23 protein-coding genes are annotated in these 21166 nt (G+C 69.6%); 22 read left to right on the top strand and 1 reads right to left on the bottom strand.

Going from position 1 to position 21166, the window contains the following annotated elements; genetic code table 11:
* Window positions 1–47 precede the first annotated feature (47 nt).
* The 20 genes from lon to holA all read left to right on the top strand — a co-directional run bounded on the left by lon (window position 48) and on the right by holA (window position 17888).
* Complete coding sequence (lon, locus tag QN163_06095; GenBank protein MDR5683582.1) at window positions 48–2480, top strand: endopeptidase La; 2433 nt, start codon at window positions 48–50, stop codon at window positions 2478–2480.
* Between the two features lie 40 nt (window positions 2481–2520).
* On the top strand, window positions 2521–3447 hold the full coding sequence (ftsY, locus tag QN163_06090; protein ID MDR5683581.1) for a signal recognition particle-docking protein FtsY: 927 nt from the start codon (window positions 2521–2523) through the stop codon (window positions 3445–3447).
* Between the two features lie 95 nt (window positions 3448–3542).
* Complete coding sequence (locus tag QN163_06085; GenBank protein MDR5683580.1) at window positions 3543–4748, top strand: MFS transporter; 1206 nt, start codon at window positions 3543–3545, stop codon at window positions 4746–4748.
* Window positions 4749–4778: 30 nt separating this feature from the next.
* Window positions 4779–5153 (top strand): sigma factor-like helix-turn-helix DNA-binding protein, encoded by a 375-nt coding sequence (locus QN163_06080; GenBank protein MDR5683579.1) that lies wholly within the window; start codon window positions 4779–4781, stop codon window positions 5151–5153.
* Entirely contained in the window at window positions 5150–5794 is a 645-nt protein-coding gene (locus QN163_06075; GenBank protein ID MDR5683578.1) for a methyltransferase, read from the top strand. Before QN163_06080 ends, QN163_06075 begins: the two co-directional genes overlap by 4 nt.
* Entirely contained in the window at window positions 5746–7068 is a 1323-nt protein-coding gene (ffh, locus tag QN163_06070) for a signal recognition particle protein (GenBank protein ID MDR5683577.1), read from the top strand. Before QN163_06075 ends, ffh begins: the two co-directional genes overlap by 49 nt.
* 17 nt (window positions 7069–7085) lie before the next feature.
* Window positions 7086–7361: a 30S ribosomal protein S16 gene (rpsP, locus tag QN163_06065; GenBank protein ID MDR5683576.1), complete on the top strand. Its 276-nt coding sequence runs from the start codon at window positions 7086–7088 to the stop codon at window positions 7359–7361.
* An 87-nt stretch (window positions 7362–7448) separates the two neighbouring features.
* A complete protein-coding gene (locus QN163_06060) occupies window positions 7449–7685 on the top strand; it encodes a KH domain-containing protein (GenBank protein MDR5683575.1) in 237 nt (78 codons plus the stop codon).
* A 12-nt stretch (window positions 7686–7697) separates the two neighbouring features.
* Window positions 7698–8105, top strand: coding sequence for a YlqD family protein (locus QN163_06055; GenBank protein MDR5683574.1), 408 nt, complete (start codon window positions 7698–7700; stop codon window positions 8103–8105).
* Window positions 8106–8116: 11 nt separating this feature from the next.
* On the top strand, window positions 8117–8653 hold the full coding sequence (gene rimM, locus QN163_06050; GenBank protein MDR5683573.1) for a ribosome maturation factor RimM: 537 nt from the start codon (window positions 8117–8119) through the stop codon (window positions 8651–8653).
* Window positions 8650–9459, top strand: a complete 810-nt coding sequence (trmD, locus tag QN163_06045) for a tRNA (guanosine(37)-N1)-methyltransferase TrmD (protein ID MDR5683572.1) — start codon at window positions 8650–8652, stop codon at window positions 9457–9459. Before rimM ends, trmD begins: the two co-directional genes overlap by 4 nt.
* Window positions 9460–9506: 47 nt before the next feature.
* Window positions 9507–9848 (top strand): 50S ribosomal protein L19, encoded by a 342-nt coding sequence (gene rplS, locus QN163_06040; GenBank protein ID MDR5683571.1) that lies wholly within the window; start codon window positions 9507–9509, stop codon window positions 9846–9848.
* A gap of 121 nt (window positions 9849–9969) precedes the next feature.
* The gene (gene lepB / locus QN163_06035) at window positions 9970–10620 is read left to right on the top strand and encodes a signal peptidase I (protein MDR5683570.1); all 651 of its coding nucleotides are present in this window, start codon (window positions 9970–9972) and stop codon (window positions 10618–10620) included.
* Window positions 10512–11279, top strand: coding sequence for a ribonuclease HII (locus tag QN163_06030; protein ID MDR5683569.1), 768 nt, complete (start codon window positions 10512–10514; stop codon window positions 11277–11279). The genes lepB and QN163_06030 overlap by 109 nt, the downstream gene beginning before the upstream one ends.
* A complete protein-coding gene (locus QN163_06025) occupies window positions 11254–11616 on the top strand; it encodes a YraN family protein (GenBank protein ID MDR5683568.1) in 363 nt (120 codons plus the stop codon). Before QN163_06030 ends, QN163_06025 begins: the two co-directional genes overlap by 26 nt.
* A gap of 314 nt (window positions 11617–11930) precedes the next feature.
* Window positions 11931–13868, top strand: a complete 1938-nt coding sequence (gene thrS / locus QN163_06020; GenBank protein MDR5683567.1) for a threonine--tRNA ligase — start codon at window positions 11931–11933, stop codon at window positions 13866–13868.
* A 54-nt stretch (window positions 13869–13922) separates the two neighbouring features.
* The gene (locus tag QN163_06015; protein ID MDR5683566.1) at window positions 13923–14243 is read left to right on the top strand and encodes a DUF5518 domain-containing protein; all 321 of its coding nucleotides are present in this window, start codon (window positions 13923–13925) and stop codon (window positions 14241–14243) included.
* 95 nt (window positions 14244–14338) lie between these two features.
* Window positions 14339–16612 carry a DNA internalization-related competence protein ComEC/Rec2 gene (locus QN163_06010; GenBank protein MDR5683565.1) on the top strand — a complete coding sequence of 758 codons (2274 nt, stop codon included), beginning with the start codon at window positions 14339–14341 and terminating at the stop codon, window positions 16610–16612.
* Window positions 16585–16812: a hypothetical protein gene (locus QN163_06005; GenBank protein ID MDR5683564.1), complete on the top strand. Its 228-nt coding sequence runs from the start codon at window positions 16585–16587 to the stop codon at window positions 16810–16812. The genes QN163_06010 and QN163_06005 overlap by 28 nt, the downstream gene beginning before the upstream one ends.
* A gap of 74 nt (window positions 16813–16886) precedes the next feature.
* On the top strand, window positions 16887–17888 hold the full coding sequence (gene holA / locus QN163_06000) for a DNA polymerase III subunit delta (GenBank protein MDR5683563.1): 1002 nt from the start codon (window positions 16887–16889) through the stop codon (window positions 17886–17888).
* A gap of 12 nt (window positions 17889–17900) precedes the next feature.
* On the opposite strand, the gene rpsT is transcribed toward holA, so the two are convergent.
* Entirely contained in the window at window positions 17901–18149 is a 249-nt protein-coding gene (rpsT, locus tag QN163_05995; GenBank protein MDR5683562.1) for a 30S ribosomal protein S20, read from the bottom strand.
* A 48-nt stretch (window positions 18150–18197) separates the two neighbouring features.
* Here rpsT and murJ point away from each other — a divergent pair, with 48 nt between their 5' ends.
* Both murJ and QN163_05985 read left to right on the top strand, forming a co-directional pair.
* Window positions 18198–19946 (top strand): murein biosynthesis integral membrane protein MurJ, encoded by a 1749-nt coding sequence (gene murJ / locus QN163_05990; protein MDR5683561.1) that lies wholly within the window; start codon window positions 18198–18200, stop codon window positions 19944–19946.
* 99 nt (window positions 19947–20045) lie between these two features.
* Complete coding sequence (locus tag QN163_05985; protein ID MDR5683560.1) at window positions 20046–21161, top strand: heat-inducible transcriptional repressor HrcA; 1116 nt, start codon at window positions 20046–20048, stop codon at window positions 21159–21161.
* The last annotated feature ends 5 nt before the right edge of the window (window positions 21162–21166 follow it).

Genomic DNA, 21166 nt, shown 5'->3' with positions numbered 1-21166 from the left:
ATATAAGACGTAGGCGGGTGCTTTTGGGGCACCTCGTGGAGGTTTAGATGAGCGACACCCAGACGTCTTACCCGACAGCCCTCCCGGTGCTGGCGCTGAAAGGCGTCGTCGTGCTGCCGCACATGCCGATCGCGCTGGGCGTGGGCCGGCCCAAGTCCGTGCGCGCGCTCGAGGAGGCGATGGGCGGCGACCGGCTGATCGCCCTCGTGACCCAGCGGGACGAGCAGATCGAAGACCCCACCGCCGAGGATCTGCACTCGTGGGGTGTGATCGCGCGCGTGCTGAACGTCGGCAAGCAGCCGGACGGCGTCTTCCAGGTCATGGTTGAGGGGTTGGTGCGGGCGCGGATCCTCGGGTTGGCGCGCACGGAGCCGTTTTTGGTAGCGCGCCTGGAAGCCGTCCCCGACCCGACGGAGAAGACCGTCGAGATCGAGGCGCTGATGCGGGGGCTCACCTCGCAGTTCGAGCGCTATGCGAGGCTCAGCCGGTCCATCACGCCGGAGGCGTTCATGGCGGTGATGAGCGCCGACGAGCCCGGCAAGCTGGCCGACCTCGCGGCCCAGCACCTCCCGCTGCGCACGGAGGACCGCCAGCGCGTCCTGGAGTCGGCTCCCAAAGAGAGGCTGGAGCTGCTGGCGCAGATCCTGGCGAAGGAGATCGACATCCTGGACCTGGAACGCAAGATCCAAAACCGCGTCCGCAAGTCCATGGAGAAGTCGCAGCGCGAGTACTACCTGAAGGAGCAGATCAAGGCGATCCAGAGTGAGCTGGGCGAGAAGGACGAGCGGGTCGCCGAGGTGGAGGAGTACCGAAAGAAGATCGACCAGGCCAACCTCCCCGACAACGTCAAGGAGAAGGCGCTCGAGGAACTCAACCGGCTGGAGAAGATGCCGCCCATGGTTGCGGAAGCGGTCGTCGTGCGGACGTACCTGGACTGGATCCTCGCGCTGCCGTGGTCGGTGCGGACGGAGGACCGGCTGGACATCGCCGAGGCGCGGCGGATCCTCGACGCCGACCACTACGGCCTGCGCAAGGCCAAGGACCGGATCATCGAGTACCTGGCAGTCCGCAAGCTTAGCCCGCAGTCCCGCGGGCCGATCCTCTGCTTCGTGGGCCCGCCAGGGGTGGGCAAGACTTCGCTGGGCAAGTCGATCGCGCGGGCGCTGGGGCGGAAGTTCGTGCGCATCTCGCTGGGCGGCGTACGGGACGAAGCCGAGATCCGGGGCCACCGCCGGACCTACGTCGGCGCCCTGCCGGGCCGAATCCTGCACGGGATGAAGACGGCAGGCAGCCGCAACCCGGTGTTCATGCTCGACGAGATCGACAAGCTGGGCGTCGACTTCCGGGGCGACCCGTCGGCGGCGCTGCTGGAGGCGCTGGACCCGGAGCAGAACTTCGCATTCAGCGACCACTACCTGGAACTGCCCTTCGACCTCAGCGAGGTGATGTTCATCTGCACGGCTAACGTCTTGGACACGATCCCGCCCGCGCTGCGGGACCGCATGGAGGTCATCCGGTTCGCCGGGTACATCGAGGACGAGAAGCTCGGGATCGCCAAGCAATTCCTGGTGCCCAAGCAGGTGAAGGAGAACGGGCTGGAGTCGTTCGGACTCCAGTTCTCCGACGAGGCACTGCGCAAGATCATCCGCGAGTACACGCGGGAAGCCGGTGTGCGCAACCTCGAGCGTGAGATCGGCACGATCTGCCGCAAGGTGGCGACGATGGTCGCTTCCGACGATAAGCAGGCGCCGCACCGCGTGACGCCGCCGATGCTGCACAAGTTCTTGGGGCCGCCGCGTTTCCGGCACGGCACCGCGGAGAAGGAGGACGAGGTCGGCGCCGCGATGGCCCTGATGTGGACCGAGATGGGCGGTGACGTGAGCCCGGTGGAGGCCACGCTGGTCAGGGGGACGGGCAAGCTCTCGCTCACCGGCCAACTGGGCGACGTCATGAAGGAGTCGGCGCAGGCCGCAGTGTCGTACGTGCGCTCTCGGACGAAGCCGCTGGGGGCCGACGACGACTGGTACAGCAAGTACGACGTGCACATCCACGTACCGGCCGGCGCGCAGCCCAAGGACGGACCGTCGGCCGGGATCACGATGGCCACGGCGGTGGCTTCGGCGCTGACGGGGCGGCCGGTGCGCAAGGACGTCGCGATGACCGGTGAGATCACGCTCCGGGGCCGGGTGTTGCCGATCGGCGGGCTCAAGGAGAAGGTCATCGCCGCGCACCGGGCGGGCGTGCGCACGGTCATCTTGCCGAAGGAGAACGAGAAGGACTTGCACGAGATCCCCGAAAAGGTCCGGCGCAAGCTGCGGTTCCAGCTCGTGGAGCATATGGACGAGGTTCTCGAACACGCGCTGCTGCCGGCGCCGCGGCGGCCGACGCTTCCGGAGGCACCACCTCCACAGCCGGTGATCGAACTGCCGCACGTCAAGACCGAGCCGCCGCGTCAGGTACCTCCGCCGCCGCAGGCCTGACGGGACCCGGGGCTTCGGACGGCACGCGGTCGGCTGAGGCATGGAGACTCGGCGCGGACTGGCAGAGCGCTTCCGCGAAGGCCTGAACAAGACTCGTCGCGCGATCGCCGCACACCTGGAGGACGTCTTCGCGCGGCCTCCCGACGACGAGTTCTTCGACCGCCTGGAAGAGGCCCTCATCGCAGCCGACGCGGGCGTCGAGGTGGCCGCAGACGTCGTCGCCCAGCTGCGGCGCAGGGCCATGATGGGGGTGTGGCGGCCGGAGGACCTCCGCCGGTCGTTTCGGGAGATCATCGTCGACCACCTCGGCGCGGCCGAGCCGCTCCGGCTCGACCCGCCCCCGGCGGTGGTTCTCGTGTTGGGGGTCAACGGTTCGGGCAAGACCACGACGATCGGCAAGCTGGCCCACCGGCTCACGCACGAACGGCGACGTGTCCTGATCGCGGCCGCCGACACGTTCCGAGCGGCGGCCATCGAGCAGGTGCAGGTGTGGGCGGATCGCGCGGGCGTGCCGGTGGTCCGGCACCGGGAAGGCGCAGACCCAGCTGCCGTCGTCTACGATGCGCTCCAGGCGCTGGGGGCACGGCGGGCCGACGTCTTGATCGTGGACACCGCCGGACGGCTGCACACGAAGGTCAACCTGATGGAAGAGCTGCGCAAGATCCGCCGGGTCGTGGAGCGACACCTGCCGGCAGCGCCCGTGGAGTCACTGCTGGTGCTGGATGCCAACACCGGACAGAACGGGCTCCAGCAGGCGCGCCAGTTCCAGCAGGCGGTCCCGCTCACGGGCATCGTCGTGGCCAAACTCGACAGCAGCGCAAAGGGTGGTGTGCTCCTCGCGATCGGGCGGTCGATGCGCATCTCGGTCAAGTTCGTCGGTACGGGTGAAGGGGTCGACGACCTCCACCCCTTCGATCCGGAAGCCTTCGCGGACGCCCTGTTTCCGGCTCTTGGGCCGGCGGCGTGAGCAAGCCCCTTCCGTCCGTGGTAGCCGGCTCCGCGCCGGTAGATCGCGGAGGCTGCCGCACCCCGTGGGCTGCCGGATAGATCCTACGGAAGCGCATGCGCGGCGAGTGGCGGTGGCTGACGGCTCTGTGCATCGCACACATCGCCACGATGCTCCCATTCGCCAACTACGCGGCCGCGCTGCCGATCCTGCGCGCCGAGTGGGGTCTGAGCGCGGCGGAGGCCGGAGCGGTCTTCGCGGCCCAGCAGATCGGATATGTGATCGCCGTGGTCGTGCTGAGCACGCTGACCGACCGCGTGGGGGTCCGCGTGGTGTACCTCGGGTCGGCGCTGTGGAACGGTGTCTTCGGCGTGCTGTTCGCACTCGGCGCGCGCGACCTGGCCTCGGCGCTCGTGCTGAGGGGCCTGGCCGGCGCGGGCCTGGCCGGGACCTACGCCCCGGGGATGCGCCTGGTGGTGCACCGCTTCCCTGCGGCCGGCCGCGGTGCCGCGATGGGGCTGTACATCTCCTGCTTCGGTCTGGGCACGGGCGCGTCTTTGCTGCTCACCGGGCTGTTGTTGCGGCTGGACTGGCGTGTCGCGCTCTGGGTGACCGCACTGGGCCCGTTCGCGGCGTTCGGCATCGCGTGGGCGATCGCGCCCGACACGCCGCGCAGCACATCCCGCATGGGGGCCAACATCGTCGAGGTGCTGCGCAACGCGCGGGCGATGCGGTTTGCGACGGCCTACGCGGCGCACAACTGGGAACTGTTCGGCATGCGGGCGTGGCTCCCGGCGTTCCTGACGGTGCTGTGGGCCGCACAGGAGGCGTCGGTCCTCGAGGCTTCCTCGAAGGCCGCCGCCGTGGCGTCGGCCGTCCTCGCGGCAGGCGCCGTCAGCAACGCCCTCGGCGGGTGGGTGTCCGACCGGCTGGGTCGTCGCCGTACGATCGCGCTGTGCCTGGTCGGATCGGCCGCCTGTTCGCTGGGCATCGGCTGGAGCCTACCGATGGGCCCGGGGGTGGTTCTCTCGGTGGCTTTGGTGTACGGGTTGCTGATCACAGCCGAGTCGTCGGCGCTGTCGGCGGCCGTGGCCGAGTCGGCGAGGATGGAGACGCTGGGCGCGGCGATGGCCGTGCAGTCGGGGCTAGGATTCGTCGCCGCGGCGGCCGCCCCGGCGGTGTTCGGGTTGATCCTCGATGCCACCGCGACGTCGTGGGGCTGGGCTTTTGCGTCCTTGGGCCTGGTCGCGCTCACCGGCGCGCTGGTGGTCGCGCGAGTGCCCGCCACCACCCATCCGGTTGCCGGCGGCGGCGGAGTGTGATATGTGTAAAGGGGTGAACCTTTACAGGCAATGGCGACGGATCGGTTGCTGGCAGATCGACTGGCGGTGATTCGCCTGTTCGACGTCTACGCGCGTTTGCTCACGCCGCGGCAGCAGCGGCTGATCGCGATGTATTTCCACGACGATCTGTCGCTGTCGGAAATTGCCGAGCGGTTCGGCGTGACGCGGCAGGCGATCCACGACGGCATCCGTCGGTCGTTGGCGGAACTGGCGCGATACGAGGAGCTGTTGGGAATCGTGCAGCGGGGTCGGGGAGACGATCGGCGACGCGCAGCGATCCTCAGGGAGATCGAGGCGCTCGAAGAGGAGATCGCCCGGCTGCGCGACGCGGAGGCGGCAGGACGCCTGCAGGCGCGGGCGCGCGCGATCCGCGAGATGGTGTGACCCAGCACTACTTCTCCGAGCGTCCCCGGACGCGTTCGCACCGGCGCACGGTGCGTTTTTCCTTCCGGGGCCGTGCGTTTCTGTTCGAGACCGACCGGGCGGTGTTCTCGCACGGCGCGGTGGATCGCGGCACCCGCCTGTTGCTGGAGGCCCTCGAGATCGGGCCGACCGACACGGTGCTCGACGTCGGGTGCGGGTACGGTGTGATCGGAATCGTCGCCGCATCGGCCGCACCGGGCGGGTGCGCGGTGCTGACGGACGTGAACGAGCGTGCGGTGGCGCTGAGCCGGGACAACGCGCGGCGCAACGGCCTGGCCAATGTCGAGGTACTCTTGGGAGCGGGCTACGAGCCGGTGCGCGGCCGGCGGTTCGACGTCATCGCCACGAACCCGCCGATCCGGGCTGGACGAGGCGTCGTCGAGGGCATCATCGAAGGGGCCCCCGAGCACCTCAAGCCGGGCGGCCGCTTCTACCTAGTCGCCCGGACCGGGATGGGTGCGAAGACGCTGGGCAGGATCGTCGCCCGGATCTTCGGCAACGCGGAGGAGGTCGAACGGGGCGGTGGGTTTCGGGTGTACAAGGCGGTGAGGGCATGTTCGAGACCCTGCAGGAACGGCTCGGCGGAGTCTTCCGGAAGCTGAGCGGCCGCGGTGCGCTGCGGATCGAGGACGTCGATGCCGCCCTGCGCGAGGTGCGCCTGGCCCTGCTGGAAGCGGACGTCAACTTCAAGGTCGTGCGAGAGTTCGTTGCGCGCGTGCGCGACGCGGCCGTCGGTCAGGAAATCTGGAAGAGCCTGAGCCCCGCCCAGCAGGTCATCCAGATCGTACACGCCGAGCTGACGCGGTTGCTGGGGACCGCCCACCGCGAACTCGCACCGGCGCCGAAGCCGCCGACCGTCGTCCTGATGTGCGGTCTGCACGGAACCGGCAAGACGACGCAGGCGGCCAAGATTGCGCTCCACCTGCGCAGGCGCGGCCGGCGGCCGCTGCTGGTGGCCGCGGACCTCCACCGCCCAGCCGCCGTCAAGCAGTTGCAGGTGGTCGGGGCGTCGGCGGGCGTGCCGGTGTTCCACCGGGACTGGACCGACCCGGTGGCGGTGGCGGAGGCGGCGATCGAGCACGCCCGCTCTCAGGGATCGGACTTCGTTATCGTGGACAGCGCCGGCCGGATGCACGTGGACGAGACGTTGATGGACGAGATCCGACGGCTGCGGGAGGCGATCTGTCCGCATCACGTGCTTCTGGTCGTCGACGCGATGACGGGCCAGGAAGCGGTCGGCGTCGCGGATCGGTTCCAGGCCGCGGTGGGCATCGACGGGATCGTGCTCACGAAGATGGACGGCGATGCGCGGGGCGGGGCGGCGCTGTCGGTGGTTGCGGTGACGGGTCAGCCGATTTTGTTCGTGGGAACGGGCGAGAAGCTGGATGCGCTCGAACCCTTCCATCCTGAGCGCGTCGCGTCCCGCATCCTGGGCATGGGCGACGTTTTGACGCTGGTGGAGCGGGCACAGGAGGCGATCGGAGCCGAGAGGGCGGCCGAACTGGAGCGCAAGATACGCCGGGCCGAGTTCACGCTGGAGGACTTCCGCCAGCAGCTGCGCGAGGTGCGCAGGATGGGCCCGCTGCAGAACCTGATCGACATGATTCCGGGGATGGCGGGGCGCCGGGCCCTTCGGGCCGAGGTCGATGAATCGCAGCTCGGTCGGGTCGAGGCGATCGTGAACTCGATGACGCCGGCCGAGCGCCGCGACCCGGCGATCCTCAACGCCAGCCGCAAGCGACGGATTGCCCGGGGCAGCGGAACGACCGTGCAGGACGTCAACCGGTTGCTCCGGCAGTTCGAGGAGACCAAGCGGATGATGAAGCGGTTCGAAGCGGTGGGACGGCGGGGCAGGAAGCCGCCGTTTCCGATCTGATTGCCAAGGAGGAAGCGATGGCGGTGAAGATTCGGTTGATGCGCATGGGGCAGCGCCACCAGCCCGTGTACCGGGTGGTCGTGGCAGACTCGCGGTCGCCCCGCAGCGGCCGGTACATCGAGGTGATCGGCCAGTACAACCCGCGCACGGAACCGTCGACGATCCACATCAACGCCGAGAAGGCGATCGCCTGGCTGGAGCGGGGCGCGCGTCCGTCGGACGCGGCGCGGGTCCTGCTGCGGAAGACCGGCATCCTCCGACAGTGGCAGGAGCGGGCGAGGTCCAAGGCATGACGCCCACCCAAGCCCTCTCCCAGAGCGAGCGGGCCCGCGCCTGGGTGGGAGTGCGAAACTCGCGTTCGTTGTGCCTTGTCTGAAGCGATGCGGGAGTTGGTCGAGCACATCGTCATGGGCATCGTCGACGATCCGACCGCCGTCGAGGTCTCGGAGGTGGAGCATGCCCGAGGTAAGGTGGTGCGGGTGCGGGTGGCCCCCGAAGACGTCGGCAAGGTCATCGGTCGCAATGGCCGTGTCGCGCGCGCAGTGCGCATCCTCGCGCGGGCGGCCGCGCGCCGCAGGGGGCGCGACGCGGTCATGGTGGAAATCGAGGGCGGATGACCGGAGGTTGGGATGGCGTCAATCACAGTGATCCGGCCCGTGGTGGTCAAGGCGATCGTCACGGAGAACTTCAAGGACCTGTACCGGCGGGAACTCGAGGAGGCGCTTCGACGGGTCGAGGAAGTCCTCAACCAGATCGAGACGCAGTTGCGGCGTCTGGACCTTGAGCGGCAGGTGTCGCCCCAGAGCCGTGGGCTTCGCCAGCAGCTGGAACTGGAGCGCACGCGCCAGGAGATGGTACGGGCCGAGCTCCGTGACCGTCTGCGGGAGGCGGAGAATCTCGTGCTGAACAGCGAGTTTCCGCAGACCACGGTCGACTCGCAGCTGGAGATCCGGGTGGGCGACAACCTCTTCAGCAAGCTCACCCGCACCGAGATCGTCGTGAAGGACGGCATCGTCATGGAGATCCGGCAGGGGTAGCCGGAGGCGAGATGGCCGGACCCACGGGCAGGCCCGCACCGAGGACTCTCCGGATCGGTGTCGTGATGCGCCCGCACGGGATCCACGGAGAGGTGCGCGTGCGGCCGGACACCGACTTCCCCGACCGGTTTCGGACGTTGCGCCGGGTGCTCGTGGTGCGTGGGGATCGGACGACCGCCTACGGGGTCGAACGTGTGCGAAGCGCCGGCGAGACGTTCCTCGTGAAGCTGACGGGTGTGGACACGCCGGAGACCGCGCGCGAACTGAGCGGTGCCTCTCTCCACGTGGAGCGCGAGGACGCCCCGCCTCTTCCGGAAGGCCGGTTTTACGTCCACGACGTGATCGGGATGGAGGTGACGACCACCGACGGCGAGCCCCTCGGGTGGGTCGCGGAGGTCTTGCGGACCGGGGCGAACGACGTGTATGCGGTGCGCGGCGGAGGCCGGGAAGTCCTGATCCCGGCGGTCCGGGACGTGGTGGCGGAGTTGGACCCCCGCGGTGGCCGCATGGTCGTGCGTCTAATTCCCGGGCTGGTGGACGACCGATGAGCCACGACCAGGCCGCGCGTCTGCGGATCGACATCGTGACGATCTTTCCGCAGGCGATGGCCCCCCTGCAGATGAGCGTGCTGGGCCGCGCGCAGGCGCGCGGTATCCTCGCGGTGCGCGTCTGGGACCTTCGGGACTTCGCGACCGACCGGCACCGCACCACCGACGACTACCCGTACGGCGGCGGCCCGGGGATGGTCATGAAGGCCGAGCCGTTCTTCGCCGCGGTGCGCGCGATCACCGCGGAGGCGGGGCGGCCCGACAGGATCCTGTTGACCTCGCCGCAGGGGAGACGGTTCGACCAGGCGACGGCCAGGGAGCTCAGCCGACTGTCGCACCTGGTCGTGCTGTGCGGCCACTACGAGGGTGTGGACGAGAGGGTCGTGCTGGGACTGGGCGCGGAGGAGATCTCCATCGGCGACTACGTGCTGACCGGAGGCGAACTCGCGGCCCTCGTGATCGTCGATGCGACGGCGCGGCTGGTGCCCGGGGTCGTCGGCGACCGGGGATCGGTGGAGGCCGACTCGTTCAGCGGCGGATTGTTGGACTTCCCGCACTACACACGCCCCCCCGAGGTGGAAGGGTTGCGGGTGCCAGAGGTGTTGCTGTCCGGCCACCACGCAGAGATCGCCCGATGGCGGCGGAAGGAAGCGCTGCGGCGGACGGCCCGCAGGCGGCCGGACCTGCTGGCGGCGGCCGAGCTCGGCCCCGAAGACCGGAAGCTGTTGGAAGAGATCGAAGGGGAGGACGCCCACGCACCGGAGAGGGACGTGAACGCCGGGGAGTCCGGCCGGGGGCCCGCGTAGTGTATAATCTGGTTTTGTGGCGCCGGTCACGGGCGCGGAGGACGGCTATGGACAAGACGATGCTGGTCGAGCAGCCGCAGTTGAAATCGAAGATACCGGACTTCGGACCCGGGGACACAGTGCGCGTCCACATGAAGGTGATCGAGGGCGGCAGAGAGCGCGTGCAGGCCTTCGAGGGGGTCGTGGTCGGCCGCCGCGGCGGCGGGTTGCGCGAGACCTTCACGGTCAGGCGGATCTCGCACGGGGTCGGCGTGGAGCGCATCTTCCCGCTGCACTCTCCGCGGCTGGACCGCGTCGACGTGGTCAGGCGCGGACGCGTGCGCCGTGCGAAGCTGTACTACCTGCGGGACAAGGTGGGCAAGCAGACGCGCATCCGGGAGCGGCGCTAGGACAAGGAGCGCTCGACGCCGCCCACCCGCGGGGCCTGCGATCGAGGCGTGGCGCGTGCATCCAGCGTGACGGGCGGTGCGGAACGCGCCGCCCTTTGCGTGCCGCAGGACAGACGGATCCATGGTCAACCTCAGGGAGTCGCTGTCGTCCGTGTCGCTTCCCGAGATGAGCATCCCGGTGATCATCATGGTGGTCGCTGTGGCGCTCGTCGTGCTCCGGCTGGCGGTCAAGCGTGCCTATCTGTTCTCCCCCTCGGTGCGGCGCGTCTTCATCGAGACGCTCGACGCCGCGGTGTTCGCGGTCGTGCTGGCGTTCGTCATCATCACCTTCGTCGTACAGGCCTTCTTCATCCCCTCGGGATCGATGGAGCCGACCCTCCACATTGGCGACCGCATTCTCGTCGCCAAGTTCTACTACCGCCTGGCGCCGGTCCAGCGCGGAGACGTGATCGTCTTCCGGTATCCTCTGAACCCCGGCAAGGACTTCGTCAAGCGGGTGGTCGGATTGCCGGGCGACCGTGTGGAACTGCGGCAAGGCGTGGTGTTCCTGAACGGGCGCCCGCGCCCGGATCTGACGCCCCTCGGCGGCGACCGTGCGTGCGCCCAGAACTTCGGCCCGAAGACGGTGACCCCGAACCACCTGTTCGTGATGGGGGACAACCGGTGCAACAGCGAGGACAGCCGCTTCTTCGGCCTGGTCCCGATCCAGAACGTCGTCGGCCGCGCGTTCGTCGTCTACTGGCCGCCCACGCGGATGGGCGTGGTGCGCTGACAGCCCGCGGGGCGCGGGGGCGTGTCTCGCTCTACCGCGTTGAGCGGGAGGCCTGGCGGGCTGGGTACGCCTGGGTCGCGGGAGTGGACGAGGCCGGGCGCGGGCCCCTGGCCGGCCCGGTGGTGGCGGCCGCGGTCATCTTCGGGCGCCAGACCCGGATCCCGGGATTGGACGACAGCAAGAGACTGGCGCCGTCCGTGCGGGCGGTGGTGGCCGAGCACATCCGCCGCCGCGCGCTGGCGTGGGCGGTCGCGACCGCGTCCGTCGAGGAGATCGACCGGATGAACATCCTGCATGCCGCGCGCCTGGCGATGCGGCGGGCGGTGGAAGGGCTGATCGTCGTGCCGTCGCTGGTGCTGGTGGATGGGCGCTCGGGCCTGTACCTGCCGATCCCCCAGCGTACGATCGTGAACGGGGACGCGCAGGTGGCCTGCATCGCGGCGGCGTCGATCCTCGCCAAGGTCGAGCGTGACCGCATCATGACCGAACTGGACGCCCTCTACCCCGGCTACGGGTTCGCCCGCCACAAGGGGTACGCCTGCGCCGAACACTTCGCGGCGATCCGCGCGCTGGGGCCGAGCCCGGTTCACCGCCGGTCTTTCTCTCCGTTCCGCGCCGACGCGCTGTGGGGCGATGAACCGACGGCGGATCGGGACTGACGCGGAGGAGGCGGCGGTCGCGGCGCTGCGGCGGGCCGGCTACCGGGTCGTGGCGCGCAACGTGCGGTTCCGGTTCGGGGAGATCGACGTGGTGTGTGATCAGGGCGGTACGCTGGTGTTCGTGGAAGTGAAGGCGAGGAGGACGGCGGACCGCGGGAATCCCTTCGAGGCGGTGACGCTGCACAAACAGCGTCGCATCGCTCGCCTGGCCGAAGCCTACCTGCAGCGTCACCGGGCGAGGCACCCCGTCTGCCGGTTCGACGTGGTGGCCGTAGAACTCGGACCGACGGGAGAGCCGGTCGCCGTCGAGATCCTGCCCGATGCGTTTCGCCTGTAGCGGCCCTTTTGACAAGTCGCCGCGCCGCGGCTATCCTTGCACGAAGAGCGACGAAGAGGACGCGTCGCGTCGAAACGCCGCACGAGAGAGGGTGGGGCCTGGGCTGGAAGCCCTCCCGCGGAGAGGCGGCGCGACACCATCTCGGAGCTGCGGGTGAAGGCCGCCTGGTGGGGGCGGCACCAAGCCTGCCGGTGAGGGCCGATAGAACCTCGCGAGAGCCGGTGGGAGCGACGGCGACCACCGGAATCCGGGTGGAACCGCGGGCAGCGCCCCGTCCCGAGAGGACGGGGCGCTGTCTCGTTCGGAGGTGGAGGATGGACGCACGGGCCGACAGGGTACGGATCCGGTTCGCCGACGGCACCGAGGCGAGCTATCCGGTCGGTACGCGCCTTGTCGACATCGCCAAGGAACGCGGCGAGCGTGATGCCCTGGCGGCCCTGGTGAACGGCCAACCCATGGACCTGTCCGCGTCAGCCCAATGCGACGCCGAGGTCCGGTTCCTGCGGTTCGACGACCCGCAGGGGCGGGAGATCTACTGGCACTCCTCCGCACACCTGATGGCGCAGGCCGTCAAGGAACTGTTCCCGGACGCCAAGCTCGCCATCGGCCCGCCGATCGCAGACGGCTTCTACTATGACATCGACATTGGCCGTCCGTTGATGCCGGAAGACCTGGACCGGATCGAAGCGCGCATGCGCGAGCTGGCGCGGCAGGATCAACCCATCGAGCGGATCGAGATCCCCCGCGACGAGGCGATCCGCATGTACCGCGAGATGGGAGAGAAGTACAAGCTGGAGCTGCTCGAGGACATCCGCGACGAGCGGGTGTCCTTCTATCGGCAGGACGGTTTCGTGGACATGTGCCGGGGGCCGCACCTGCCGAGCACCGGGTACATCAAGGCGGTGAAGCTGCTGAGCACGTCGGGCGCGTACTGGCGCGGTGACGAGCGGCGCGAGCAGCTTGCCCGGATTTACGGCATCAGCTTCCCCGACGAAGGCCAGCTCGCCGAACACCTGCGGCTGCTCGAAGAAGCCAAGAGGCGAGACCATCGCCGGCTCGGACGAGAGCTGGACCTGTTCTTGATCAGCGAGGACGTGGGCCCCGGTCTGGTTCTGTGGACGCAGCGTGGCGCCGTCGTCCGAGAGGTCGCGGAGACCTTCTGGAAGCAGCTGCATCGCGAGCACGGGTACGAACTCGTGTACACGCCGCACATCGCCCGTGCCCACCTGTGGGAGACGAGCGGTCATCTGCACTGGTACCGGGAGAGCATGTTCGGGCCGATGGAAGTTGAAGAGCAGCGCTACCTGATCAAGCCGATGAACTGCCCGTTTCACATGATGCTCTACCGTCGGGAGACCCGATCGTACCGTGACCTGCCGATGCGCATCGGGGAACTCGGGACGGTCTACCGGTACGAGCGCTCCGGAGTGCTGCACGGTCTGCTGCGCGTGCGCAGCTTCACGCAGGACGACGCACACATCTTCTGCCGTCCCGACCAGCTCGCCGACGAGATGGACCGGGTGCTGGACCTGGCGTTCACGATCTACGAGGCATTCGGATTTCGGGACTACAGGGTTCACCTCTCGGTCCGCGATCCGAATGACTTCGGGAAGTATGCGGGCAGCCCCCATATGTGGGATACGGCCGAGAGCACGCTGGCCGCCGTGCTCGACCGCAGGGGCCTTCCGTATGCGCGCCTGGAGGGCGAGGCGGTCTTCTACGGGCCCAAGATCGACATCCACCTGGTCGACGCGCTGAACCGGCCGTGGCAGACGGCCACCGTGCAGTTCGACTTCAACCTGCCGGTGCGGTTCGGGCTGACCTACGTGGGCGAGGACGGCCGCGAGCACGTTCCCTACGTGGTGCACCGGGCGCTGTTCGGTTCGATGGAGCGCTTCTTCGGGCTGCTCATCGAGCACTACGCGGGCGCATTCCCGATGTGGCTGGCTCCGGAGCAGGCCCGCCTGCTGCCGATCGCCGACCGGCACATCGCCCACGCCCGGGAAGCGGCGGCGGCCCTGCGTGCCCGGGGACTGCGGGCAGACGTCGACGGCCGAAATGAGAAGATCGGTCGGAAGATCCGGGACGCGCAACTGATGAAGGTTCCGTACATGCTGGTCGTCGGGGACCGGGAAGTACGCTCCGGCATGGTCGCGGTGCGTCATCGTTCGCGGGGCGACCTGGGTTCGATGTCCCTGGAGGAATTTGCGCGGCGCGCGCACGAAGAGATCGCGTCGCGCGCCATTTCGTAGCCGACCGGCGCAAGGGCCGACCCGAGCTCCCTTGTCCAACGGAGGCGCACCATCATGTTGCTGGGCGTGATCGTCGGTTTCCTTGTCAACGTCATCCTGACGCCCGTCCCCTTCGGGCCGCTGGCGGGAGGGGCGGTGGCCGCGCTCATCGCCGGCGGCGGCGCAGGGCGCGGCGCGCTGGCCGGCTTCCTGGCGGGCATCCTCGGCGCCGTCGTAGGGTTCTTCGTCCTGGAAGCACTGGGGATCGCGATCGCCGGACTCGTGGGCGCGATCGTGGGTGCTGTAGGGGGTGCGGTCCTGCTGGCCCTCAGCCTCTACGAGGGCATCGTGAGCATGATCGGCGGCGCGGTCGTCGGCGCGCTGAGAAAGCGGTAGCGTCGGTTGCTCCGCAGGAGATCACTCACCCGCCTGCGCGAAAGTCGGGTCGGCTCCCGTTTGCTCCTCGGGACCTTTGGTGCCGCGGAGGGAGAGTGCGCCGACCGTTGGTGTGGGCCAGCGTCGCGCTCGCTGCCGGTATCGCCGGCGCGTCGTACCTGTCCCTTCCTGCGTGGGGGATCGTCGGCTTCGGCTTCGCAGCGGCCGGGGTGGCGGCGGCTTTGGTCTGCCGGTCCACGGTGGCAGGATCCCTGGCGCTGGTGGTGCTCGCGGCGGCGGTGGGCGCGGCGCTGCACGCGCATGCGGCCCGTCCGGTGGGCCCCGACGACGCCGCGTCTCTGGTGGGGCTGCGCGCCACGGTGGAGGGGATCGTGGCGGCCACCGACGAACGGGTTGTCGTCCACGTCGAACGGGCCCGAGAGTTTCCACAGGTCCGAAGGGGCCGGCTGCAGGTCGTCACGCGCGGCGGCGCGGAGGTCCGGGTCGGCGACCGGGTGCGCGCGACCGGTCGGGTCGCCGAACTGCCCGCGCCGCGCAACCCCGGTGAGCCCGATCCGGCCCGCAGGCTCGCACGGTACAAGGTCCGCGCGCGGTTGTACGCCGAACGCGTCGAGATCGTGGAGCCGGCTGCGGGATACCCGGTTTTGCGCGCGGCGGCGGCCGCCCGCCGTGCTCTGCGATCGGTCTACGAAGAGGTCCTCCCGCCGCCGTACGGCGCGCTGCTGTCCGGCCTGGTGCTCGGGATCCCGCTGTCTGACCCCGATCTGAACCGCGCATTCCGCGACGCCGGGCTGCTGCACGTGCTCGTCGCGTCGGGCGCGCAGTTGGCGATCGTCGCCGGCGCGCTACACCTGGTGCTGCGCGGAATGCGCAGGTGGGTGCGAAGTGCTGCGACCCTGGCCGGCGTACTGGCGTTCGCACTCGTCTGCGGCTGGGAGCCGTCGATGGCGCGCGCGTCCGCGATGGCGGTGCTGGCGGTGGCGGCATCCGGGTGGCGGCGGGAGGGTGACGGCTACACGAGCCTCGCTCTGGCCGGCGCGGTTCTGCTGGTGGCCAACCCGGCTCTGCTGTGGGACCTGGGGTTCCAACTGTCGTTCGCCGCGACGTGGGGGCTGATCCATCTCGCCCCTCCGATCGCAGAGCGGCTGGCGCGGCTGCCCGGTTCGGTCCGCACGACGGTCGCCGCAACGGCCGGCGCCAACCTCGCCGTGATGCCCATCTTGGTGTGGAACTTCCAGCAGATCCAACCGCACGCGCTGCTCGGAAACCTGCTGGCGTTGCCGGTCGTGGCCGCGGTTGTGCCGCTGGGTATCGCGGCCGGGGTCGTGGGCGCGGTGTGGGCGCCGCTGGCGCTGCCACTGGCCTGGATCGCAGAGCCCGCGTGCGCCTACCTGGTCCGCGTCGCCATGTTGGTCTCCGGCCTGCCCGGCGCGACCGTTCCGGTCCCGCGCCCCGCACCCTGGGCGGTCGCCGCCGCCGTGGCGGGCCTGGCCCTGGCAGGGCGGGCGCTGCGCGGCGGTCCGAGACCTCACAGAGCGGTGGTCTTCGCAGCGCTGGTGGTGGCCGGCTGCGTGTGGTCGCACGCGCTGCCGGGCCGTGACGCGACGTTGGAGGTGACGTTCCTGGATGTCGGCCAGGGTGACGCGATCTGGGTGGAAGCACCCGGTGGCCGCACGATCCTGATCGACGGCGGTCCGGACGGGCGGCAGGTGGTGCCGTTTCTGCGACGCCGCGCCCGCCAGGTCGATCTGGTCGTGCTCAGCCATCCGCACGCCGACCACGTGGGAGGAGTTGTCTCCGTACTCCAGAACTTCGAGGTGGGAGCGGTGCTGGACGCCGGTTACCCGCACCCGACGCCGGTGTACCGCGACTTCTTGCTGGAAGTCGAGTCGCGGCGCATTCCGTACCGGGTCGCAAGACGTGGGATGACCGTGGAGCTGGGTCGGGGCGTCACCGCGCACGTCCTGTGGCCGTTGCGGCCTTTCGTCGGAGGAAGGTCGGCCGCCAACGAGAACTCCGTGGTGCTGCGTCTGGTGTACGGCGAGGTGGCGTTCCTGTTCGCCGGGGATGTCGAGGAGGTGGCGGAGGGTGCACTCGTGGTGATGGGAGAGGCAATCCGCAGCCGCGTGCTGAAGGTCCCGCACCAGGGCAGCCGCACGAGCAGCAGCGAGGCGTTCCTGGACGCGGTGCGGCCCGAGGTTGCGGTGCTGTCGGTGGGGAAGGGCAACCGCTACGGCCATCCGCACCCCGATGTGCTGGCGCGTTACGCGCGCCGGAACGTGGCGCTCTACCGTACCGACCGAGACGGCGCGGTGGCCGTGACGACGGACGGGAGGGGTGTATGGGTACGCACGATGAGGGCAAGGTAACCCGCCGCGGTGTCGTCGACCGCATCGAGGAGGAGGTGGCCGTGATCTTCCTGGACGGAGGAGATGCGGCGTTCCTGCCCCGTGCGGTCCTTCCCCACCAGGCCGCGGAGGGCAGCGGGGTCGAGATCGCGGTGCGGTTGGTGGCCAATCCGGTCCGGCGGGAAGTCGACCAGATCCTCGACCGGCTGGCGGACGAATGACCCCGCCGCGCGACCGGGCGCCGCGCCGCCGGCGGACGGAGTCCGGTCGGGGCTCAACCCCTGGCGCCCGATCCTTGGCGCGGCGGACCGGGAGTACCGTCTTCGAATCCCACCGTGTCCACCTGCTGCTGGGCGAAGAAGACTGGCTGGTGGATGAAGCCGTCCATCGCCTGGTGGACGCGCACCTGCCTCCCGAGGAACGCAGCTTGAACCTCGACCGCCTGGACGCCGGCGAGACCGACGTCGTACAGATCATCACACGCGCGGACACGATGTCGTTCTTCGGCAGCGCGCGCGTCGTGGTGGTCCGGGGGCTGGAGCGGCTGCCTATACCTTCGCAGGAGCGACTGGCCGCCTACCTCGAGCAGGGACCGCCGCCGTCCGTCCTCGTCCTCGTGGCTCGTTCGCTCGACCGCCGGCGCCGGCTGTACGCGACGCTGCGGAAGGTGGCTCGGATCCAGGAGTTCGAACCCCTGAACAGCCAGGCGGCCGCCGCATGGGCGATGCGGCGGACCCAGTCTTTGGACAAGCGCTTGGAGCCGGAGGCCGCGCGCGCGCTGGTGGACGTGGTGGGCACGGGGCTACGGGACCTGGCCGGAGAGATCGACAAGCTCGTCATGTTCACGGGCGATCGGGAGACCATCCGGACGGACGACGTGAGGGAAGTGGCGTACCGCGGGGTGCAGGTCTCGGTGTTCGCGATCGTCGACGCCGTGGGAGAAGGCGACGTCGGCCACGCGCTGCGCACACTCGACACGTTGCTGTCCTCGGAGAATCCCATCGGCCTGCTCGCCCTTTTGGCGGGCCACTTTCGGGCGCTGCTCGCGACCGGGGCGTTGGCCGAACAGCATGCCGCCCCCGACCGGGTCCGAGCCGCGCTGGGAAACCGCGCGTGGCTGTACGGACGGTACCGGGATCAAATCCGCCGGTTGCGGGGGGTCGATCTGGCAGGCCTGTACCGGGAGATCGAGCGAACGGACCTCGCGCTGAAGAATTCGCCCGCGAGCGCACGCGCGGCGCTGGAAGGATTGGTCGTCAGGCTGTGCGGGGCGGGGTGGGGAGCGAGGATGGCCTGAGGGTGGGGCGGCCTAGCCTTCGCCCGCGGCCACCGCCTTCATCAACCTCGACTTGCGTCTCGCCGCGGCGTTCTTGTGCAGGATCCCCTTGGCCGCGGCCTTGTCCAGCGCCTTGACCGCGGCTGCGACCGCAGCCGCCTCACCGGACGTCCGCGCCCGCTTGGTCAGCGTCTTCACCTTTGAGCGGACAGCGCGGTTGCGCAGGGCACGTCGGGCGTTCTGACGCAACCTCTTGAGCCCCGAACGGATGCGTTTGGCCACTGCTCCTCCTTGCCGGCGCCGACCTTTCTCGCGCGTTCGCGGCGCGGTGTGCCGCTGGGCCAGAAGGCATTGTACCATATTCGGGACCGCCGCGCCGTGCAGTTTCCGGGCCGTCCACGGGTTCCCATCGCGTGTGGGCACGTGGCCCGGTCGCTCGCTGGCGCGGGCGGCCAGGGGCGTGGTGTGGCGTCGCAGCCGCTGGCAGAGCAAGGGACCCCCACCCGGCGGATCGCACGGGCCGCGGCGGTTATGGCCGTGGCGGCGCTGGCCAGCCGTGTGCTGGGCGTGGCGCGCGAAGTGGTGGTGGCTGCTCTGTTCGGCGCCGGCGAGGCGAAGGGAGCCTACGTCATCGCCTACTACGTTCCGTTCTTCGTGCAGCGCCTCCTCCTGGGCGGCACACTGAGCATCGTCTTCATTCCCACGATCACGCGCTATCTGACGCGAGGAGACACCGAGGAGACCCAGCGGGTGACCGACAACCTCCTGACCCTCGTGATCCTCGTGGGGCTGGGGATGGTCTTGATCGGCCAGGTCGCGGCACCGTTTGTCATCCCGCTTGCCGCCCCGGGATTCGTCGCCTCTCCGGGGCTGGTGGATCTGACGGTCTCGCTGGCACGGATCGTCTTTGTGGCGATGCTGTTTTTGGCCCTGTCGGTGTTCATGACAGGGTACTTGCAGTCCCACCAGTCGTTTGCGGTGCCGGCCTTCGCTCCTTTGGTGTTCAACCTCGGGATCATCGGCGGCACACTGCTCCTCGGACCGCGGGTGGGGATCCACGGCCTGGCGATCGCATGGGTGGTCGGGACGGCACTGCAGTTCTTCGTCCAGCTGCCAGCGGCCGCACGCCTGGGCTTTCGCTACCGGCCGCGGCTGGAGTTGCACCACCCGGCGCTGCGGGAGGTTGCCCGGCTCGCTCTGCCGGCGATGCTCGGCCTGGCGGTCGTGGAGATCAATGCGTACGTCGGACGATTCTTCGCTTCGTTTCTGCCCGGGACCCAGGCGGTCAACGCGGTGGCGGTCTTGGACTACGCGTACGAGGTCGTGCAGGCGCCGATCGGTTTCTTCGCGATCTCCATCGCCACGGCCATCTTCCCCCTGCTGTCCCGCCACGCGGGGAGCGGCGACCTGTCGGCGCTGCGGCGGACGGCGTCGCTGGGGTTGCGCGCGGCGATCTTCACGACCGCGCCGGTGCTGGCGGTGGTGCTGGCGATGCCCGATCTGATCGTGCGCATCCTGTTTGAACGGTACGAGTTCACACCGCAGGCCACCGCGGCGGTGGCCTGGGCGGTGGCCGCCTACGGGCTGGGGCTCGTCCCCACCGCGTGCTACTACATCGTCACGCGCGTCTTCTACGCACTGCACGACATGGTCACTCCGGTCCGCGTCGGCGCCGCGATGATCCCGCTTAACGCCGTCCTGGTGTGGTCGTTGATGCAGGTTGCGGGCCACGTCGGCGTTGCCCTGGCCAGTTCCATTACGGTGACGGTGAACGTGACGATCCTGTTCTGGTTGTTGCGGCGGCGGGTGGGGTCGCTGGAGGGAAGGCGCGTCGGAGCGAGCGCCGGGCGGGCGCTTCTGGCCGGGGCGGCGATGGCGGCGGTGGCCTGGGCTGTGAGCCGGGTCAGCGCGGGACTCGTCGACCCCGCCCACCTGGTCGGCCAGGGCGTCCAGCTGGTGCTCTCCCTGGGCTGCGCGGGCCTGGTGTACCTGGCGGCCAGCGCGCTGCTGCGAGCGGAGGAGCTGAGGGTGGTGGTGGACCTGTTCCGGCGGCGCGCCCCGGTCCCAGGGGCACCGTGAGGCCCGGCGCACCGTTCCCGTTGACCGGTCGCGGCGGCGGATGCTACGGTGGGCGTGGATTAGCACTCTGTGCTTGCGAGTGCTAAGGGCGGTGGCAGGATGCAAGCGCAGCACACCCTGGACGCGCGCAAGCAGCGGATCCTGTGGGCGGTGATCCACGAGCACATCCTGTCTGCGGAACCAGTGGGCTCCGAAGCGCTGTACGAACGCTACCGGCTGGAGGTCAGCCCGGCCACGATCCGCAACGAACTGCACGCCCTAACGGAGATGGATTACGTGCGCCAGCCCCACACCTCCGCCGGCCGCGTGCCGACGGATCGCGCATATCGCCTGTACGTCGATGTGATGCTGGGCCGTCAAAGGATCGAGGCTCCAGCGCCGGACCGCACACGGGTCCGAGGCGAGCCGCAAGCGGCCGGAGTGCCGAGCGGGCAGCGGCTGACGGCGGCGGAACGCGAACGGATTCGGCGACGGCTGCAGCGGGCGGAGGAGGTGGAGCGGGCGGCGCAGGAAGCGGCTCGTACTCTTGCGTCGGTGAGCGAGTATCCGGCGCTGGCCAGCACCCCGCCGGCGGACCGTCGAAGGTTTCGCCACCTCCACTTGGTCCCGGTTGCGCCGGACAGGGCGCTGGTCGTTGTGCTGACGGACGCAGGCCCCATCGAAGGGGCGGTCCTGCAGTTGCCTGCGGGTACGGCGCCGGAGGAACTCGACGAACTGTCACGGATCCTCAGCGCCTGGCTTGTCGGACGCACCCTCCCGGAGATCACGGAGATCACGGCCGCGCGGCTGGAGCAACTCGTCGCCCACGCGTCGCACCGCCGGGCCCTTGTGCGCGAGCTCGGCGCGACGCTGGTGCGCCACGTGGGCGAGCATGCGGGGCGGGTCTTCGTCGAGGGCATGTCCTACATACTCAAGCAACCCGAGTTCCAGGACGTACGGCGCGCACAACCGGTTCTGTCGGTGTTGGACCGCCAAGACACGCTGCGCTCCGTCCTGCGGCCGGAGGGTGGGGATGTCGACGTGAGGATCGGGCGCGAAAACCCCGTGGGCGAGATGCACGACTGCAGCATCGTGTGTGCGACGTACTGGGTCCGCGGACAGCCCGTCGGCGTGCTCGGCGTCGTGGGACCGACGCGGATGCCGTACGGTAGAATGATCGGCATGGTGAGGTACCTTGCGCGTACGCTCAGCGACAGACTGAGCCGCGAGGAGTGAGCGCG

It is taken from the genome of Armatimonadota bacterium, assembly GCA_031432545.1.
In the GTDB taxonomy this organism is placed as follows: domain Bacteria; phylum Sysuimicrobiota; class Sysuimicrobiia; order Sysuimicrobiales; family Sysuimicrobiaceae; genus Caldifonticola; species Caldifonticola tengchongensis.
Note: the sequence above shows the minus strand (reverse complement) of the source record. Positions and strands in the feature narration are given on the sequence as shown.

Bases quoted from the DNA above. Each gene is read 5' to 3' on its own strand.
- rimM (MDR5683573.1), top strand. From the start codon at position 8,117: ATGGCCGGACCCACGGGCAGGCCCGCACCGAGGACTCTCCGGATCGGT.
- QN163_06015 (MDR5683566.1), top strand. From the start codon at position 13,923: ATGTTGCTGGGCGTGATCGTCGGTTTCCTTGTCAACGTCATCCTGACG.
- QN163_05985 (MDR5683560.1), top strand. From the start codon at position 20,046: ATGCAAGCGCAGCACACCCTGGACGCGCGCAAGCAGCGGATCCTGTGG.
- thrS (MDR5683567.1), top strand. From the start codon at position 11,931: ATGGACGCACGGGCCGACAGGGTACGGATCCGGTTCGCCGACGGCACC.
- QN163_06055 (MDR5683574.1), top strand. From the start codon at position 7,698: ATGGCGTCAATCACAGTGATCCGGCCCGTGGTGGTCAAGGCGATCGTC.
- trmD (MDR5683572.1), top strand. From the start codon at position 8,650: ATGAGCCACGACCAGGCCGCGCGTCTGCGGATCGACATCGTGACGATC.
- QN163_06060 (MDR5683575.1), top strand. From the start codon at position 7,449: ATGCGGGAGTTGGTCGAGCACATCGTCATGGGCATCGTCGACGATCCG.
- lepB (MDR5683570.1), top strand. From the start codon at position 9,970: ATGGTCAACCTCAGGGAGTCGCTGTCGTCCGTGTCGCTTCCCGAGATG.
- rpsP (MDR5683576.1), top strand. From the start codon at position 7,086: ATGGCGGTGAAGATTCGGTTGATGCGCATGGGGCAGCGCCACCAGCCC.
- ftsY (MDR5683581.1), top strand. From the start codon at position 2,521: ATGGAGACTCGGCGCGGACTGGCAGAGCGCTTCCGCGAAGGCCTGAAC.
- lon (MDR5683582.1), top strand. From the start codon at position 48: ATGAGCGACACCCAGACGTCTTACCCGACAGCCCTCCCGGTGCTGGCG.
- QN163_06005 (MDR5683564.1), top strand. From the start codon at position 16,585: ATGGGTACGCACGATGAGGGCAAGGTAACCCGCCGCGGTGTCGTCGAC.
- QN163_06025 (MDR5683568.1), top strand. From the start codon at position 11,254: ATGAACCGACGGCGGATCGGGACTGACGCGGAGGAGGCGGCGGTCGCG.
- rplS (MDR5683571.1), top strand. From the start codon at position 9,507: ATGGACAAGACGATGCTGGTCGAGCAGCCGCAGTTGAAATCGAAGATA.
- ffh (MDR5683577.1), top strand. From the start codon at position 5,746: ATGTTCGAGACCCTGCAGGAACGGCTCGGCGGAGTCTTCCGGAAGCTG.
- QN163_06085 (MDR5683580.1), top strand. From the start codon at position 3,543: ATGCGCGGCGAGTGGCGGTGGCTGACGGCTCTGTGCATCGCACACATC.
- QN163_06080 (MDR5683579.1), top strand. From the start codon at position 4,779: ATGGCGACGGATCGGTTGCTGGCAGATCGACTGGCGGTGATTCGCCTG.